The following is a 16,878-nucleotide window of genomic DNA, read 5'->3' as shown; positions in this document are numbered from 1 at the left end:
GGTTAACGTACGGCCATGAGCAGCGTCGAGGAGTTCCGGGCGGAGATACGGGGCTGGCTGAAGACCCACCTCAGCGGCTCCTTCGCCGCCCTCAAGGGGCGCGGCGGACCCGGCCGCGAGCACGAGGCCTTCGCCGAACGCCTCGCCTGGGAGAGACACCTGGCCGCCCACGGCTGGACCTGCGTCGGCTGGCCCGAGAAGTACGGCGGGCGCGGCGCGAGCATCGAGGAACAGATCGCCTTCCACGAGGAGTACGCCCTCGCCGACGCCCCCGCCCGCGTCAACCACATCGGCGAACAACTCCTCGGACCCACGCTCATCGACCACGGCACCGAGGAACAGAAGGCCCGCTTCCTGCCCCCGATCCGCGCCGTCGAGGAACTCTGGTGCCAGGGCTACAGCGAACCCGGCGCCGGCTCCGACCTCGCCGCCGTCCGCACCCGCGCCACCCTGGAGGACGGCCGGTGGGTGGTGAACGGGCAGAAGATCTGGACCTCCCTCGCCCACGAGTCCCAGTGGTGCTTCGTCCTGGCCCGGACGGAACCGGGTTCACGGCGCCACGCCGGACTCTCGTACCTCCTCGTCCCCCTCGGCCGGCCCGGCGTCGAGATCCGGCCCATCGTCCAGCTCACCGGCACCAGCGAGTTCAACGAGGTGTTCTTCGACGGGGCCGTCACCGACGCCGCGAACGTCGTCGGCGCACCCGGCGACGGCTGGCGGATCGCCATGGCCACCCTCGGCTACGAACGCGGCGTCTCCACCCTCGGCCAGCAGGTCGGCTTCCGCCGCGAACTCGACGCCCTCGTCGCCCTCGCCCGCCGCAACGGCGCCGCCGCCGACCCCGACATCCGCGACCGCCTCACCCGCGCCTGGGCCGGCCTCCAGGCGCTCCGCGCCGGTGCCCTGCGCGGCACCGACCCCTCCGCCGCCAAGCTGTACTGGTCCCACTGGCACCGCGACCTCGGCGAACTCGCCCTGGAGGTGTGCGGACCCGCCGCCACGCTGGCCGCCGGAGCCCCGTACGAACTCGACGACTGGCAGCGGCTGTTCCTCTTCTCCCGCGCCGACACCGTCTACGCCGGATCCAGCGAGATCCAGCGGAACATCATCGCCGAGCGGGTGCTCGGCCTCCCGAAGGAGCCGCGTCCATGACCCGCACCCCCGCGCCGCCCTACGTGCAGGGCCACGGACTCCTCGCCGGGCGGACCGCCGTCATCACCGCCGCCGCCGGAGCCGGCATCGGCGGCGCCACCGCCCGCCGCTTCCTGGAGGAGGGCGCCCGCGTCCTCGTCAGCGACGCCCACACCCGGCGCCTCAAGGAGACCGAGACCGCGCTCGCCGCCGAGTTCGGCGCGGACGCGGTCGCCTCGCAGCCCTGCGACGTCACCGACGAGGCCCAGGTCCAGGCGCTGTACGACACCGCCGTACGGCTCCACGGACGCCTCGACATCACCGTCAACAACGCCGGCCTCGGCGGCACCGCGGAGCTCGCCGACATGACCGACGAGCAGTGGAACCGGGTCCTCGACGTCACCCTCGGCGGCACCTTCCGCTGCACCCGCGCCGCCCTCCGCCACTTCCGGGAAGCGGCCACCGGCGACGGCACCGGCACCGGCGGCGTCGTCGTCAACAACGCCTCCGTCGTCGGCTGGCGCGCCCAGGCAGGCCAGGCCCACTACGCCGCCGCCAAGGCCGGCGTCATGGCCCTCACCCGCTGCGCCGCCGTCGAGGCCGCCGCGTACGGCGTCCGCGTCAACGCCGTCTCACCGTCCCTCGCCATGCACCCCCACCTCGCCAAGGTCACCACCACCGAACTCCTCGACGAGCTGACCGCGCGCGAGGCCTTCGGCCGTCATGCCGAGCCCTGGGAGATCGCCAACGTCATCGTCTTCCTCGCCGGCGACTACTCCTCCTACATGACCGGCGAGACGGTCTCGGTCAGCAGCCAGCATCCGTAGGACCAGAATGGACGTGTGCCGAACACTCCCCAGAGCTCAAGCAAGAAGAAGACCCCGGTGAGCGGCGGGCCCGAGCGGCGCCGTGAACTCCTCGACACGGCGGCCGAGGTGTTCGCCGCCCAGGGGTACAACGCCACCACCGTCCGCAAGATCGCGGACGCCGCCGGCATGCTCGCCGGCAGCCTCTACTACCACTTCGACTCCAAGGAGTCGATGCTCGACGAGATCCTCTCCACCTTCCTCGACGAGCTCTGGGAGGGGTACGACACCGTCCTCGACGCCGGACTCGGGCCCCGCGAGACCATCGAGGCCCTCGTCACCGAGTCCTTCCGCGAGATCGACCGGCACCGCGCCGCCGTCGCCATCTACCAGAAGGAGTCCCGGCACCTCACCGACCAGCCCCGCTTCCACTACCTCACCGACTCGCAGCGCAAGTTCGAGAAGGCCTGGCTCGGCACCCTGGAGCGCGGGGTCGCCGCCGGGGTCTTCCGCGCCGACCTGGACGTCCGCCTGACCTACCGGTTCGTCCGCGACACCGTCTGGGTCGCCGCGTCCTGGTACCGGCCCGGCGGCCTGCACAGCCCCGAGGAGATCGCCCGCCAGTACCTGTCCATGGTCCTGGACGGAATCGCCGTACGTACGTAACCGCGCACGGTCCCGGCACCGGCCCCGTGCGTCCCACCCGACCCACCGGAGGAGTCGCCATGCCCGAGGCCTACATCGTCGAAGCGGTCCGCACGCCCGTGGGGCGCCGAGGGGGCGGACTCTCCGCCGTCCACCCGGCGGACCTCGGCGCCCACGCCCTGAAGGCCCTCGTCATCCGGGCGGGCATCGACCCGGCCGCCGTCGACGACGTCGTCCTCGGCTGCCTCGACACCGTCGGACCGCAGGCCGGCGACATCGCCCGTACGGCCTGGCTGGCCGCCGGTCTCCCCGAGGAGGTCCCCGGGGTGACCGTCGACCGCCAGTGCGGCTCGTCCCAGCAGGCCGTGCACTTCGCCGCCCAAGCGGTGATGTCCGGCACCCAGGACCTCGTCGTCGCCGGCGGCGTGCAGAACATGTCGATGATCCCCATCGCCTTCGCCTCCCGGCAGGCCGCCGAACCCCTCGGCCTCACCGGCGGCCCCTTCCAGGGCAGCGAGGGCTGGCGCGCCCGGTACGGCGACGCGCCCGTCAACCAGTTCCACGGCGCCGAGCTGATCGCCGAGAAGTGGCGGATCACCCGCCGCGACCAGGAGGAATTCGCCCTTCGCTCGCACGAGCGGGCGCTCCGCGCGATCGACGGCGGCCGCTTCGCGCGGGAAACCGTGGCGTACGGCGACGTCACCGTCGACGAGGGGCCGCGCCGCGACACCAGCGCCGAGAAGATGGCCGGGCTCCGGCCGGTCGTCGAGGGCGGCACCATCACCGCCGCCTGCTCCTCCCAGGTCTCCGACGGGGCGGCGGCGCTGCTCCTGGCGAGCGAGCGGGCCGTACGGGAGCACGGGCTCACCCCCCGGGCCCGGATCCACCACCTCTCGGCGCGCGGCGAGGACCCGATCCGGATGCTGTCCGCGCCGATACCCGCGACCGCCCACGCGCTCAAGAAGACCGGCCTGACCATCGACGACATCGACCTCGTCGAGATCAACGAGGCCTTCGCGCCGGTCGTCCTCGCCTGGCTGAAGGAGACCGGAGCCGACCCGGCCCGGGTCAACGTCAACGGCGGCGCGATCGCCCTGGGCCACCCGCTCGGCGCGACCGGCGCGAAACTGATGACGACCCTCCTCCACGAACTGGAACGCACCGGAGGCCGCTACGGCCTCCAGACGATGTGCGAGGGCGGTGGCCAGGCCAACGTCACGATCATCGAAAGGCTCTGATGATCACCGGGCGGCTGTGAGGTCGCCCACGTCACACCCTCCTGGTCAGGTCTGATCCGTCCGGGCATCGGTCGGGAGGGGCGGGAAGGTTCCGGGGCGCACTATTGTTCCGGTAGAGACATCCGGGGCTCGTACCGCGCGTTCCGGGAAAACAGCCGGGGCCCGTATCGCGTGTTCCGGGTAGAGCAGCCGGGGCCCGCACCGTGCAGGTGCGGGCCCTGGCTGTGCCGCGAGCACCGGCCAGAAAGGCACGCATGACCCGCTCCGAGCGCCCCCACAAGCGCAGCCCCCGCACCGCCCAGGCGAAGTCCACGTCACAGCCGAAGGCCTCCCGAGGAGGGCGCCGCCCCTCCGCGCCCCCGCCGCCGAGCGAGTTCACGCCGCCGGAGACGGTGACGCCCGCCCTGCCCGCGGTGGCCGCCTTCGCCGACCTCGACATGCCCGAGGGCCTGCTGCGGACCCTGGGCGAGCAGGGCGTCACGGAGCCGTTCCCGATCCAGGCCGCGACCCTCCCGAACTCGCTGGCCGGCCGTGACGTGCTCGGCCGGGGACGTACCGGCTCCGGCAAGACCCTCGCCTTCGGACTCGCGATCCTGGCCCGCTCGGCCGGCCGCCGCGCCGAGCCGGGCGCGCCGCTCGCGCTCGTCCTGGTGCCCACCCGCGAGCTCGCCCAGCAGGTGACCGACGCGCTCACCCCGTACGCCTCCGCGCTGCGGCTCCGCATCACCACCGTCGTCGGCGGCATGTCGATCAGCCGGCAGTCGTCCGCGCTGCGGCGCGGCGCCGAGATCCTCATCGCCACGCCCGGCCGGCTCCACGACCTCATCGACCGCGGCGACTGCCGTCTCGACCAGGTCGCCGTCACCGTCCTCGACGAGGCCGACCAGATGGCCGACATGGGCTTCCTGCCCCAGGTCACGAAGCTGCTGAAGCAGGTCGAGCCGAACGGGCAGCGCCTGCTGTTCTCGGCCACCCTCGACCGGAACATCGACCGCCTGGTCAAGATGTTCCTCGACGACCCGGTCGTGCACTCGGTCGACCCGTCGGCCGGCGCGGTCACCACCATGGAGCACCACGTCCTGTACGTGGCCGACGAGACCGACAAGAAGGCCGTCACGCTGCGGATCGCGGCCCGCGACGGCCGGACGATCCTCTTCCTGGACACCAAGCGGTCCGTGGACCGCCTGGTCAAGCGGCTCCTCGCCAACGGCGTACGGGCCTCCGGCCTGCACGGCGGCCGTTCGCAGCCGCAGCGCAACCGGACCCTCGACCAGTTCAAGAGCGGTCAGGTCACCACGCTCGTCGCCACGAACGTGGCCGCGCGCGGCATCCACGTCGACGACCTCGACATGGTCGTCAACGTCGACCCGCCGATGGACCACAAGGACTACCTGCACCGCGGCGGACGCACCGCCCGTGCCGGTGAGTCCGGCAGCGTCTTCACCCTGGTCCTGCCCGAGCAGAAGCGCGACATGGGCCGTCTGATGTCGAACGCGGGCATCAGCCCCCGCACGGCGCAGATCAAGTCCAGCGACGAGCAGCTCGCCGAGCTGACCGGCGCCCGGGAGCCCTCGGGCGTCCCGGTCGTCGTCGAGACCCCGCAGCCGACCCAGCCGCGCAAGCCGGCCGCGTCGGGTGCCGGCGGTGGCCGCTCCTCGGGCCGGCGCCGCCGTCCCGCCCCGGCCGGAGGTACGGCCGGCACGGGCACGGGCTCGGGCCGTTCCGGAGCCACGGGCACGGCCTCGGGCCGCGCCGCGGGCTCCGCGGGCCGTACGTCGGGCTCCGCGGGCCGCACCGCCGGTTCCGCCGCCGGCGCGGGCCGCGCGTCCGCCGCTGGCCGGGGCGCCGGCGCCGGCACGGGCGGCGGACGCGGTGCCGCCGCGGGCGCCGGTGCCGGTCGCGCCGGGCGTCAGGCCCCGGGCACCAGCCGTTCGCGCAGCGCCAGCAGCTCGCGGAACTCCAGGCCGAGGCCGTCCGACACGTAACGGAACACGCTCCCGTACGAGGAGCGCAGCTGCTCCAGGGCGGTGTCGAGGTACTCCGCCCGCACCTCCTGGAGCGGAATGATCAGGGCCGGGTTCTGCATGAGCCCGGCCTCTTTCAGTCCCTCCCGCACCCGTGCGTCGTACGTGGCACGGAAGATGTTGGAGGCCAGGTAGTCCGCGCGGGCGAGCGAGTCGGGCACGCCGAGGAGCGTGAGCAGCAGCCAGCCGGTCCAGCCGGTGCGGTCCTTGCCCGAGGTGCAGTGCAGCAGCAGCGGCCCCCGGCGGGGATCGGCCAGGTCCCGCAGGGTCGCCGCGAAGGCGGCCCGGTTCGCGGGGTCGGTGACGAACGTCCGGTACACCTCGCGCATGAACGCGGCGGCCCGTCCGCCGCCCAGCATCTCCTCCTGCCGCACCGGGTCGCGCGAGCCGATCGCGGTGAGCAGCCGCCCGAACAGGCCGTTGTCGGTGACGGGCCGGGGGAGCGGGACGGCACCGGCCGGCAGCCGGTCGGCGCCGTCGTAGCCGACCTCCAGGGGGATCCGCAGGTCGACCACGGTGCCGAGGCCGAGCCCGGCGAGCGTGGTCACGTCCGCGTCGGTCAGCTTGGCGAGGTGGTCGCCCCGGTAGGCGAGGCCGTACCGGACCCGGCTCCCGTCGTACGTGGGATAGCCGCCGAGGTCGCGGACGTTGACGGCGCCCTGGAGCGGGATCTGCCGGATCGGGGACGCCTGCGGGGACCGGGGGCGGGCGATCGCCTCCGTGGGCAGGGCGCCGAGCAGGGCGGTGGTGCCGGTGGCGGTGAGCAGCGCGCGTCGAGACAGGTGCACGGCCGGACTCCTTTGCGGCTCATAGGGGTTGAGGGTCAGGGGTCAGGGGTGGGGGGCGGGGGTCGAGGGTCGAGGGTGGTCTGTGGTGCGGCGTGTGGGTCGCTCCGCCGGGGCGTTCCTCCGGATCGCCCCTCCGGGGTCACTCGTCGGGGTGCGGCAGCGTCCGCAGGACCCGCGCGGCCTCCGTCATGATCCGGGCGACCAGTTCCTCGCAGCTGGGCAGGTCGTCGATGACCCCCGCGACCTGGCCGGCGGCCATGACGCCGAGGTCGGTGCGGCCCTCGACCATGGACGCCCGCAGCAGCATCGGGGTGTTCGCGGCGAGCAGGACCTGGCTCCAGGAGAGGTCCTTGCCGTGGCGCATGGCCAGGCCGTCGCGGATCATCGCGGGCCAGGAGAGCCCGGAGATCCGGCGGAGGCCGGCCGCCCGGCGCAGCGCCCGGGCCAGGGACCGTACCCGCCCCGCGTGCTCAAGGGATGCGACGAGGTCCGTACGGAGCATCCGGTGCGGCAGCCCGTCGACGGCCGTCGTCACGGTGACGTCCTTGACCGTGGCCGCCAGATAGCGGGCCTTGACGGCGTCCGGCACGGTCGAGTCGGAGGTCAGCAGGAAGCGGGTGCCCATGGCGATGCCCGCCGCCCCGTGGGCGAGGGCGGCGACCAGGCCGCGCCCGTCGCGGAAGCCGCCCGCGGCGATCACCGGGATGCCGACGGCGTCCACCACCTGCGGCAGCAGGACGGTCGTCGCGACCTCCCCGGTGTGGCCGCCGCCCTCGCCGCCCTGGACGAGCACCGCGTCCGCGCCCCAGCCGGCGACCTTCTCCGCGTGCCGCCGGGCGCCGACGGAGGGGATCACGACGACACCGGCGTCCTTGAGCTCGGCGATCAGGTCCCGGGACGGCGCGAGGGCGAAGGAGGCGACCCGTACGCCCTCGTCGACGATGATCCGGACCCGTTCGCGGGCGTCCCCGGCGTCGGCGCGCAGATTCACCCCGAAGGGCCGGTCGGTGCGTGACTTCACCTCGCGGACGGCGGCGCGCAGTTCCTCCACGGTCATCGTCGCGGAGGCGAGGACGCCGAGCGCGCCCGCGTTCGCGGTGGCGGAGACGAGCCGCGGCCCGGCGACCCAGCCCATCCCGGTCTGCACGAGGGGGTGGCGGACGCCCACCAGCTTGGTCAGAGCGGTCTCCATCAGGACCTGACCTCGCGGTTCCGCAGCCCGCCGGGGTCGATGACCTCGCGGATCAGCCGGAGTTCCTCGGCGGTGGGCTCGCGGGTGCTCGGCACGTCCGCGTCGATCACCAGGTCGAAGCCGGTGGCCGCCCGGACGTCGTCGACGGTGACGCCGGGGTGCACGGACACGAGCCGCATCGCGTGGTCGGGCGTCTCGAAGTCGAGGACGGCGAGGTCCGTCACCACCCGGGGGAGACGGTGGTACGGCCCGACGGCATGGTCGTAACCGACCCCGCAGATCATGTCGACCCGCTCGACGAAGACCCGGGTCGAATGCTTGGGGATCCAGTAACTCACCGGATTGTTAAGGGTGTTGGCGGGCGCGCCGCGGACGCCGAGGAGCTGCCGGGTGGGCTGCTCCCAGTCGCCGATGCAGGAGATGTTCTGGTTGCCGTACCGGTCGATCTGGCTGGCGCCCATCATCACGTGCCGTCTGCCGCCGGTGACCATGGTCAGGTGTCTGCGGTACGGCAGCCAGCCCTCGGGCCGCCCGTCGAGGCCGACGAGCAGGGCCTCGCCGTCGGTGAGGAGGAGGTCGGGGGAGAAGGTGCGTTTGGCCAGGCGGGCCCCGAAGGAGGGGATCAGGCCCATGGGGCTGGCGAGCACCTCGCCGTTGTCGCGCCAGGCCTCGGCGCAGGCGATCACGCAGTACTCGGCCCGGCTGGTCGCTGTCGTCGTCGCGTCCGTCGTCACTTCCGCTGCTCCTTGTGCCAGGCCTGGACGGCCGCCTGGTAGTCGTCCTCGCTCTTGCCCGAGAGGAAGCGTTCGGCGAACTCGGCCCAGGGGGTGGTCGCGTAGAGCTTCTGGAACGGCTCGTCGCGGTCGTGGTCGGGGACGCAGGAGGTGAAGTGGGCCCCGTTCGGGGTCTCGACGACGCCGGTGACGCTGTGGCGGCTGACCAGGAGCGTCTGGGGCACGGTGTCGGGCCCGAAGGAGTCCACCACCCGCTCGCAGGAGACGTACGCCGTGTCGGCGGCCTCGCAGAACAGGTCGTCGAAGTACGGGTCGGGGCCGAGGTACTGGCCGTTCCCGAGCCGGTCGGCGCGGTTGAGGTGGACCAGCGCGGCGTGCATGCGCAGCGCGGGCACGGCGACGAACTCCTCGCCGTCCTCGTACGGGGAGGTGACGGTCCGCAGGGCGGGGTTGACCCGCATCACGTCGGAGCCGAGACCGGCCCGCACCGGCAGGAAGGGCAGCCGGTTGGCGGCGGCGTGCAGCCCCCACATGAACATCGCCTCGTCGAGTTCCGTGAGTTCGAAGGCACCGCGCTCGCGGGCGGCCCGGTAGTGCGGTTCGAGGGGGATGGAGTCCAGGGTCACGAAGGGGGTGACGAGCCGCCGGATCCGGCCGGCGGCCGCGAGCAGGCCGACGTCCGGGCCGCCGTACGCGATCACTGTGAGATCGCTGATCTCGGACCGGAGCAGCGCTCTGACCAGGGCCATCGGCTTGCGCCGCGAGCCCCAGCCGCCGATCCCGATCGTCATGCCGGAGCGGAGCCGGCCCACGACGTCCTCGGGGGTCAGCACCTTGTCCGTCTTCTCCGCCCTCGTCTTCTCCGCCCTCCGGTTCACGGGGAGCCCTCCTTCCCGAAGGTGTCGCGGACCCGGTCGGCGACACCGCTGAGATTGGCCTCGAAGGTGAAGCCCTGCTCGAAGCGGTAGCTGCGCCGGACGTCCACGGGGTCGATGCCGTTGAGCGCGGCCTTGGCGAGCCGCAGGAGACTGCCGTCCTTCGCGGCGATCTCCCCGGCCAGACCGAGGGCCGCGTCGAGGAGTCCGGCGCGCGGCACGACCTGCCACACCGAGCCGTGGGCGTGCAGTTCGGCTGCGGTCGCGGTCCGCGAGGTGTAGTAGAGCGCCCGCATCAGGTGCTGGGGCACGAGCCGCGCCAGATGGGTGGCGGCGCCGAGCGCGCCCCGGTCGAGCTCGGGCAGTCCGAAGACGGCGTCCTCGGCGGCGACGATCGCGTCGGCGTTGCCGACGAGCCCGATGCCGCCGCCCAGACAGTGCCCGGCGACCGCGGCGACGACCGGCACCTCGCACTCGTACACGGCGGCGAAGGCCTCGGCGCAGCCGCTGTTGGCGCCGATCAGGGAGGTGTGCCCGGGGTCGCGCTGCAACTCCTTGATGTCGACGCCCGCGTTGAAGCCGCGGCCCTCGGCGGTGAGCACGACGCAGCGGACCTCGGGGTCGCGGCCCGCCGTGCGGACGGCGTCGGCGAGCGCGTACCAGCCCTTCACGGGAAGGGCGTTGACGGGTGGGAAGTCGACGGTGACCAGGGCCACGCCCGGAGTGGGGCGCGAGGTGCAGACACCCATGAGTGGATCAGCTACCTTTCCACCAAACGTTTGTTAGGTACCCTCTCGGGAGGAAGGTAGCAGCCGATGGAGCTGGACGGGAGGGTCGTGCTCGTCACCGGCGGAACCCGTGGTGTCGGCGCGGGCATCGCCCGCGCCTTTCTGCGGGCCGGCGCCCGGGTCGCCGTCTGCGCCCGCAGACCCCCGGACACACCGGTCGAAGCGGCGGGCCGCACCGCCGAGTTCCACCCCGTCGACCTGCGCGAACCCACCGCCGTACGGGAGTTCCTCACCGGCTTCGCCGAGCGGTACGGGCGGCTCGACGCGCTCGTCAACAACGCGGGCGGCACGCCGTACCGCCTCCTGGGGGAGAGCGGCGCGGAACGTCACGCGCGCGTGGTCGAGCTGAACCTCACCGCCCCGCTCACCGTCAGCCTCGCCGCCCACCCGCTCCTCAAGGCCTCGCGCGGCGCCGTCGTCATGATCGGCAGCGTCAGCGGCACCCGCCCCTCCCCGGGCACGGCCGCCTACGGCGCGGCCAAGGCGGGCCTGGAGAACCTCGCCCGCTCGATGGCCGTCGAATGGGCCCCCGAGGTACGGGTCAACACCCTGGTCCTCGGCATGGTGGAGACCGAACTGTCCCACCTCCACTACGGCGACGAGGCCGGGATCGCCGCCGTCGGCCGGACCGTGCCCCTGGGCCGGCTCGCCGCCCCGGACGAGATCGGGGAGGCGGCCGTCTTCCTCGCCTCCGACCGGGCGGCCTATGTGTCGGGTGCCTCGCTGCTCGTGCACGGCGGCGGCGAGCGCCCCGCGTTCCTGGATGTCGCAACAGCCAACAAGGAGGGCCGAGATGGGTCTGAGTGACGAGCGAGTGGTGATCGTGACGGGAGCGGGCCGGGGGCTCGGCCGGGCGCACGCGCGCGCCTTCGCCGCCGAGGGGGCCCGGGTCGTCGTCAACGACCTCGGGGTCGGTCTGGACGGCCGCCCCGGGTCGGACAGCCCGGCGGCCGCGGTCGTGGCGGAGATCCGGGCGGCCGGCGGTGAGGCCGTCGCCCACGGCGGCGACATCGCGACCACCGAGGGCGCCGCCTCGCTGATCGCGACCGCCCTCGACACGTACGGCCGGCTCGACACCCTCGTCAGCAACGCGGGCTTCCTGCGCGACCGGATGCTCGTGAACCTCGACGAGGAGGACTGGGACGCGGTCATGCGGGTCCACGGCAAGGGTCACTTCCTGCCGCTGCGGCACGCGGGCGCGTACTGGCGGGCCGAGGCGAAGGCCGGGCGGACCCCGGTGGCGCGGGTCGTCCACACCACCTCGGGCGCCGGACTCCTCGGCAGCGTCGGGCAGGGCAACTACGCAGCGGCCAAGGCCGCGATCGTCGGCCTCACCCTCGTCGCGGCGGCCGAGCTCGCCCGGTACGGGGTCCAGGTCAACGCGATCGCCCCGGCGGCCAGGACCCGGATGACGGAGCAGGTCTTCGACGGTCTCGACGCGCTGCCCGAGGACGTGTCACCGCTCGTGGTGTGGCTGGGCTCGGCCGCGTCGGACGGGGTGACCGGCAGGGTCTTCGAGGCCGAGGGCGGCCGCCTCACCGTCATGGAGGGCTGGCGGCCGGGCCCGACGGCCGACAAGGGCGCGCGCCGGACCCCGGCGGAGGCGGGGGAGACGGCCCGGCGCCTCCTGGCCGAGGCGGAGCCGCCGCACCCGGTGTACGGGGCGTGAGTCGCCGCGAGCAGGCGTCCGCCTCACCGAGTCGCCGTACGCCTACTCGGTGAGGCGCTTGGTCGCGGCCCGCTGGCGTGCGGTCGCCCCGGTGAGGAAGCGGGTGATCGTCGCCAGTTCCTCGGTCGTGAACTCCTCGTAGAGTTCGTGGACCTCGCGCGCCCAGTCGTCGAAGAGGGGGGCGAGTTCGGCCAGCTTCTCGGGGCGGGGCTCGACGAGCACCCGGCGCTTGTCCGTCGGGTGCTTCACTCTGCGGACGAATCCCTTGCGTTCCAGGCGGTCGACGAGCCCGGTGACGGAGGCGGGGGCGAGGCCGGAGTGCTCGGCCAGTTCCTTGGCGGTGAGGGCGCCGTGCCGCTGCAGCAGGTCGAGCGTCTTGGTCTCGGTGGCGCCCAGGTCCTGCTGCGCGGCGACCGCCGAGTGGAAGGCGACGGAGGCGGCGCTGGAGTCCCGGCCGGCGGCGGTGAGGGCGGCGACGACCTCGCTGCGTCGCCCTGTGTCCTTCTCGCTCATGAGGCGCAGCCTAGCAAGATTCATTTAGTTCGGCCGAACGAAAGACTTGCGATCACGGGCGGGCTCGTGCCATTTTTATTTCGTTAGGCCGAACGAAATAAAAGAAGGGGCCGAGATGTCCGCGACCGTCACGACCGACACCACCGCCACCGGCGACCCGCACCCCGTCCACCCGCGCCGCTGGGCCGCCGCCGTCGTCATGATGGTCGCCGCCCTGATGGACCTGGTGGACGTCACCATCGTCAACGTCGCCCTGCCCTCCCTCGGGGAAGGTCTCGGCGCCTCCGAGAGCGCCCTCCAGTGGACCGTCTCGGCCTACCTCCTGGGCTTCGCCGCCACCCTCGTCGTCGCCGGCCGGCTCGGCGACCGCTACGGCCGCAAGGCCCTCTTCCTCGCCGGCACCGCGGGCTTCGGCCTCGCGAGCCTGGCCTGCGGCCTCGCCCAGAGCCCCGGCCAGCTCATCGCGGCCCGCGCCGTGCAGGGCGTCACCGCCGCCGTCCTGATGCCCCAGGTCCTCGGCTCCTTCCAGAGCCTCTTCCACGGCAAGGACCGGAGGAAGGTCTTCGGGATGTACGGAGCGGTGGCCGGCCTCGCCTCCGCGATCGGCCTGCTGCTCGGCGGGATCCTCACCGACGCCGACCTCTTCGGGCTCGGCTGGCGCAGCGTCTTCCTCGTCAACGTGCCGGTCTCCTTCCTCACCCTGGCCGCCGCCCTCGTCCTCGTGCCCCGCACCCGCGAACGCGCCGCCGCCCGGCCCCCGGTGCTCGGCAGCCTCGTCCTCGCCGCCGGACTCGTCGCCGTCGTCCTGCCGCTCGTCCAGGGCCGCGGCTGGGGCTGGCCGCTCCGGGGCTGGGTCCTCCTCGCCGCCGGAGTGCTCGCGGTGGTCGCGGTCGCGGCGCGCGGCTCGGTGCTGCCGGGCCGGATGTTCACCGTGCCCGCCTTCTCCCACGGCCTCGCCGTCCAGCTCCTCTTCTCCTTCGGCATGCAGGGCTTCTTCCTGGTCCTCGCGATCTGGCTGCAGGGCGGCCAGGGCTACACCCCGACCCAGGCCGGGGTCCTGATGGCCGCCTTCTCGGCCGGCGGCTTCCTCACCGCGCCCGCCGCCGACCCCCTCGCGGCCAGGCTCGGCCGGTACGTCCCGACCGCGGGCGCGCTCCTCATGGCGGGCGGCTACGGCTGGGTCTGGTACGCCATGGAGACCGCGGCCCCCGCGCACACCGGCGCCTGGCCCCTGGTCCCCGGCCTCGCCGTCGCGGGCGCGGGCCTCGGTCTCCTCGTCGTCCCGCTCGTCGGCATCGTCCTGTCGGCCGCCCCGGCCGAGCTCGCGGGCGGCGCGTCCGGAGTCTTCTCCACGGCCCAGCAGTTCGGCGGCGCGCTCGGCGCGGCAGCCATCGGAACGGCCTGGTTCGCCGACCTCTCGCTCGGCGCGGCGATGCCGTGGGTCCTCGCCGCGTACGGCGCGGCGGCCCTGCTCAGCCTGCGGCTCCCGGCGGGCGGCCGCGGCTGAGGCCCCCCGTCCCCCGCGCGTCGGCCGTCGGAGCCCGAGGGGCTTCGGCGGCCGCCGGGCGTTCCCCGCGTCACCGGCGACGCGGACCACGGCAGGCGGCCCGCGTTCCCCGTGAGCCCCCGGCCACTCCCGCGTACACGGGATCCGCACGTTCGCGGGCAAGGAGTTAACGTCCGGCGAATTGAAGGGAGTTGTACTTCCCGGCCGGATCTACGCGCGTCAAGATCTCAGCCATGCGAATCCCCCCTCGATTCACCCTCGCCGGCGGTGTCGCCGCCGCCCTCGTCTCCTCCCTCCTCCTCGGCGCCCCCGCCACCGCCGCCGCCCCGGCCCCCGCGCCCGCCACCGTCGTGACCTCGGTCGCGGCCACCGCGGCCGTCGGGGACATCTGCTACTCCGACCTCCCCAGCCAGGCGTACACGACCCTGCGCCTGATCGACGCGGGCGGCCCCTTCCCGTACAGCCAGGACGGCTCCGTCTTCCAGAACCGCGAGCGGATCCTGCCGGCCCACTCGCTCGGCTACTACCACGAGTACACGGTCGAGACCCCCGGATCCTCCACCCGCGGCGCCCGCCGGATCGTGACCGGCGACTCGGCCCAGGAGGACTACTACACGTCCGACCACTACGCGTCCTTCGACCTGATCGACCACGGCTGCTGAGCCCGCCCGAGCAGGTCAGCCGCGGCGCGGGGACGTCCATTCCAGACGGGTCCTGACCCTGGGATCGTGGACGTACTCCAGGGCGGCGAGCGCCGTCTCCCGCGCCGCGCCGTCCGGGTCGCCGTCCGCCAGGGCCGAGGCCAGCGCGTCGACGGCGCGCGGGTCCTGACGGATCGCGAGCCCGCGCGCCGCCTCCGCCGCCGTCTCCGGATCGGTGTCGCCGAGCCGCTCGGCGAGCCCCTCCCGCACCAGAGGGGTGTCGTCGGGCAGCTCGGCGAGCGCGAGCGTCGCCCAGTCCCGCACCCGCGCGTCCCCGTCCCGGCTGAGCGCGAGCAGCACCCCGAGCGCCTCCAGGTGCCCGGCCGGCACGATCCCGGCGAGAGCACCCGCGACCGCCCGCCGGACGGCCGGGTCAGGATGCCCGGCCGCGGCGAGGAGTTCGGGCACGGCCGCCGGGTCCCCGCACTCCCCGAGCGCCGTCACCACCGACAGGACCGGCTCCCGCGCCGGCACCGGCGAAGGCCCCGGCTCCCGCGCGGACGGAATCCGCCCGCGCCCCGCGGGTCCCGCCTCCCGCGGCGGCCCCGCCACAGCCACCTCCGCCGCGAGCCGGCGCAGCACCGGCACCGCGCTCGGCGCGAAGCCCGGCAGCGCGCCGAGCACCCGCGCGCCCAGCGCCCGGCGCAGCGGATCGCGGTACGCGCACCACGCGGCCGCCGCCACGAACGTCTCCTCGTCGGCCCGGCCCGCGAGTTCGGCCACCGCCGTCGTCCAGTCGTCGAGCTCCGGATCGCCGCAGCGCAACGCCCGCGCCGCCAGCTCCTCGTGCGAGGTGCGCAGCCCGAGCGCCGCCTCGATGAGCGTGGCGATCGCCGCGTGCCCGGTCTGGCGGTCGTCGCCCCGGCCGGGCGCGCCGTCCTCCCGCAACAGCTCGACGACCACCGTCACCCCGCCGTCCTCGCGGACCCGGCGGACCACCGCCTCGTACGTCTGGCCGCCCTCGTTCCCCGCGACGAGTCCGCGCCGCAGCTCGGCCGCCATGTCGACGCCGATCCAGCGCCGGGCCTCCCGCAGCGCGGCCTCCCGGGAGTTCGCCCCGTGGTCGAGCAGCGCCCGTACACAGCCGGTGGAGCCGCGCCGGGCGGCGGCCACCAGCGGCAGGATCCCGTCGGGCCCGCGCCGGTCGGGGTCGGCCCCGTACTCGAGGAGCAGTCGCGCCGTGCCGGAGTGCCCGAGCCGCAGGGCCCAGGCGAGGGCCGTGAAGCCGTACGCCTCCTCCTGGTCGGGTGCGGCGCCCGCCGCGAGCAGGGCCCGTACGACCTCGGTGTGCCCGCCGACGGCCGCCCCGCACAGGGGCAGATCGTCGCCCTCCTCGCCGCTGCCCCGGCCGGGATCCGCCCCGGCGGCCAGCAGCACCCGCACGATTCCGGCCTCGTTGCCGACGGCCGCCCGGTACAGCGCGGTCTCCTCGCCCTCCCGGCCCTCGGGGTCGGCCCCGCCCCGCAGGGCCTGTACGGCCCCGTCCTCGTCCCCGTCACGGATGGCGTCGAACAGCGTGCTCATGCGCCGACCCTGACCCGCCGTCCGGTCCTGGCGCAAATCGATTCTCACCCCCGGCCCACCCCGCGCGGGCGCCCCGCTCCCCGTCCGCCCCCCGGCCCTCACTCTCCGTCCGGCTCCCCGCCCCGTCTCCGGGGCCGTGGCCCGCCCGTACGCCTGTGCCAGAATCGGGCCGCATGACGCACGATCACGATCACGGTCGGGACGGCACGAAGCTCAGCGTCGGCCACGGGGACACCGCACTCGCCAAGGCCCTGGAGCAGGGGCTCGACGCCTACAACTTCGCGGCCACGCACACCACCCCCGAGGACCAGGGCGAGCTGTCCGTGAAGGCGGTCGACGAGAACGGCGAGCTGATCGGCGGTCTCACCGGCTGGACCTGGAGCGGCCTCCTCGGCATCGACATGCTGTGGGTCCGCGAGGACAGCAGGCAGGACGGCTGGGGGAGCCGGCTCCTGCGCGCCGCCGAGGACGAGGCGCGGCGGCGCGGCTGCGACCGCGCCAACGTCTCGTCGTTCACCTTCCAGGCCCCGGACTTCTACCGGCGGCACGGCTACGTCGAGACCGGCCGGGCGCTCGGCATCCCCGGCGGCGCCGAGGACGTCCACTTCCACAAGAGCCTGGTCCCGTCCCCGCCGGACAGGCCCTAGCTGTATTGATCACGAGCGTTGTTGACACTGGTCTGGTCTTGAACATGGCGAAGACCTCCGGTGTGGTGGGAGCTGTCTAGGAACTCACCGCACGGA

General features: G+C 74.1%; 17 protein-coding genes. 10 read left to right on the top strand and 7 right to left on the bottom strand.

The window, feature by feature from the left end; genetic code table 11:
- Positions 1 to 15: 15 nt before the first annotated feature.
- The 5 genes from ACIP8Z_RS29830 to ACIP8Z_RS29810 all read left to right on the top strand — a co-directional run bounded on the left by ACIP8Z_RS29830 (position 16) and on the right by ACIP8Z_RS29810 (position 5,805).
- Positions 16 to 1,152 carry an acyl-CoA dehydrogenase family protein gene (locus tag ACIP8Z_RS29830; protein ID WP_402088944.1) on the top strand — a complete coding sequence of 379 codons (1,137 nt, stop codon included), beginning with the start codon at positions 16 to 18 and terminating at the stop codon, positions 1,150 to 1,152.
- Positions 1,149 to 1,958, top strand: a complete 810-nt coding sequence (locus ACIP8Z_RS29825; protein WP_402088941.1) for an SDR family oxidoreductase — start codon at positions 1,149 to 1,151, stop codon at positions 1,956 to 1,958. Before ACIP8Z_RS29830 ends, ACIP8Z_RS29825 begins: the two co-directional genes overlap by 4 nt.
- Before the next feature lie 15 nt (positions 1,959 to 1,973).
- On the top strand, positions 1,974 to 2,603 hold the full coding sequence (locus ACIP8Z_RS29820) for a TetR/AcrR family transcriptional regulator (protein ID WP_319308611.1): 630 nt from the start codon (positions 1,974 to 1,976) through the stop codon (positions 2,601 to 2,603).
- Between the two features lie 59 nt (positions 2,604 to 2,662).
- A complete protein-coding gene (locus ACIP8Z_RS29815) occupies positions 2,663 to 3,820 on the top strand; it encodes an acetyl-CoA C-acetyltransferase (protein WP_402088939.1) in 1,158 nt (385 codons plus the stop codon).
- A 254-nt stretch (positions 3,821 to 4,074) separates the two neighbouring features.
- Positions 4,075 to 5,805, top strand: a complete 1,731-nt coding sequence (locus ACIP8Z_RS29810) for a DEAD/DEAH box helicase (RefSeq protein WP_402088936.1) — start codon at positions 4,075 to 4,077, stop codon at positions 5,803 to 5,805.
- Here ACIP8Z_RS29810 and ACIP8Z_RS29805 read toward each other — a convergent pair.
- The 5 genes from ACIP8Z_RS29805 to ACIP8Z_RS29785 all read right to left on the bottom strand — a co-directional run bounded on the left by ACIP8Z_RS29805 (position 5,730) and on the right by ACIP8Z_RS29785 (position 10,182).
- Entirely contained in the window at positions 5,730 to 6,632 is a 903-nt protein-coding gene (locus ACIP8Z_RS29805) for a tyrosine-protein phosphatase (RefSeq protein ID WP_402088933.1), read from the bottom strand. The genes ACIP8Z_RS29810 and ACIP8Z_RS29805 overlap by 76 nt on opposite strands.
- A gap of 139 nt (positions 6,633 to 6,771) precedes the next feature.
- Complete coding sequence (locus tag ACIP8Z_RS29800; RefSeq protein WP_402088930.1) at positions 6,772 to 7,824, bottom strand: NAD(P)H-dependent flavin oxidoreductase; 1,053 nt, start codon at positions 7,822 to 7,824, stop codon at positions 6,772 to 6,774.
- The gene (locus ACIP8Z_RS29795) at positions 7,824 to 8,558 is read right to left on the bottom strand and encodes a CoA-transferase subunit beta (RefSeq protein ID WP_402088929.1); all 735 of its coding nucleotides are present in this window, start codon (positions 8,556 to 8,558) and stop codon (positions 7,824 to 7,826) included. Before ACIP8Z_RS29795 ends, ACIP8Z_RS29800 begins: the two co-directional genes overlap by 1 nt.
- Positions 8,555 to 9,436 (bottom strand): CoA transferase subunit A, encoded by an 882-nt coding sequence (locus ACIP8Z_RS29790; protein ID WP_402088927.1) that lies wholly within the window; start codon positions 9,434 to 9,436, stop codon positions 8,555 to 8,557. The genes ACIP8Z_RS29795 and ACIP8Z_RS29790 overlap by 4 nt, the downstream gene beginning before the upstream one ends.
- Positions 9,433 to 10,182, bottom strand: coding sequence for an enoyl-CoA hydratase family protein (locus tag ACIP8Z_RS29785; protein WP_402088925.1), 750 nt, complete (start codon positions 10,180 to 10,182; stop codon positions 9,433 to 9,435). Before ACIP8Z_RS29785 ends, ACIP8Z_RS29790 begins: the two co-directional genes overlap by 4 nt.
- 66 nt (positions 10,183 to 10,248) lie before the next feature.
- On the opposite strand from ACIP8Z_RS29785, the gene ACIP8Z_RS29780 reads away from it, so the two are divergent.
- Both ACIP8Z_RS29780 and ACIP8Z_RS29775 read left to right on the top strand, forming a co-directional pair.
- Positions 10,249 to 11,028 (top strand): SDR family oxidoreductase, encoded by a 780-nt coding sequence (locus ACIP8Z_RS29780; RefSeq protein WP_402088922.1) that lies wholly within the window; start codon positions 10,249 to 10,251, stop codon positions 11,026 to 11,028.
- Positions 11,015 to 11,890 (top strand): SDR family oxidoreductase, encoded by an 876-nt coding sequence (locus ACIP8Z_RS29775; RefSeq protein WP_402088919.1) that lies wholly within the window; start codon positions 11,015 to 11,017, stop codon positions 11,888 to 11,890. Before ACIP8Z_RS29780 ends, ACIP8Z_RS29775 begins: the two co-directional genes overlap by 14 nt.
- Before the next feature lie 42 nt (positions 11,891 to 11,932).
- On the opposite strand, the gene ACIP8Z_RS29770 is transcribed toward ACIP8Z_RS29775, so the two are convergent.
- Positions 11,933 to 12,403 (bottom strand): MarR family winged helix-turn-helix transcriptional regulator, encoded by a 471-nt coding sequence (locus ACIP8Z_RS29770; protein WP_402088916.1) that lies wholly within the window; start codon positions 12,401 to 12,403, stop codon positions 11,933 to 11,935.
- A gap of 115 nt (positions 12,404 to 12,518) precedes the next feature.
- Here ACIP8Z_RS29770 and ACIP8Z_RS29765 point away from each other — a divergent pair, with 115 nt between their 5' ends.
- Together ACIP8Z_RS29765 and ACIP8Z_RS29760 are read left to right on the top strand one after the other, a co-directional pair.
- Entirely contained in the window at positions 12,519 to 13,910 is a 1,392-nt protein-coding gene (locus ACIP8Z_RS29765; RefSeq protein ID WP_402088914.1) for an MFS transporter, read from the top strand.
- A 233-nt stretch (positions 13,911 to 14,143) separates the two neighbouring features.
- Positions 14,144 to 14,572: a ribonuclease domain-containing protein gene (locus tag ACIP8Z_RS29760; protein ID WP_402088911.1), complete on the top strand. Its 429-nt coding sequence runs from the start codon at positions 14,144 to 14,146 to the stop codon at positions 14,570 to 14,572.
- A 15-nt stretch (positions 14,573 to 14,587) separates the two neighbouring features.
- Here ACIP8Z_RS29760 and ACIP8Z_RS29755 read toward each other — a convergent pair whose 3' ends face one another.
- The gene (locus ACIP8Z_RS29755; RefSeq protein WP_402088909.1) at positions 14,588 to 16,135 is read right to left on the bottom strand and encodes a HEAT repeat domain-containing protein; all 1,548 of its coding nucleotides are present in this window, start codon (positions 16,133 to 16,135) and stop codon (positions 14,588 to 14,590) included.
- 173 nt (positions 16,136 to 16,308) lie between these two features.
- Here ACIP8Z_RS29755 and ACIP8Z_RS29750 point away from each other — a divergent pair, with 173 nt between their 5' ends.
- Complete coding sequence (locus ACIP8Z_RS29750; protein ID WP_402088907.1) at positions 16,309 to 16,782, top strand: GNAT family N-acetyltransferase; 474 nt, start codon at positions 16,309 to 16,311, stop codon at positions 16,780 to 16,782.
- The last annotated feature ends 96 nt before the right edge of the window (positions 16,783 to 16,878 follow it).

The sequence above is a fragment of the Streptomyces sp. NPDC088553 genome (assembly GCF_044752965.1).
In the GTDB taxonomy this organism is placed as follows: domain Bacteria; phylum Actinomycetota; class Actinomycetes; order Streptomycetales; family Streptomycetaceae; genus Streptomyces.
The sequence above is the reverse complement of the archived record's forward strand: the minus strand, read 5'-3'. Positions and strand labels throughout refer to the sequence as shown.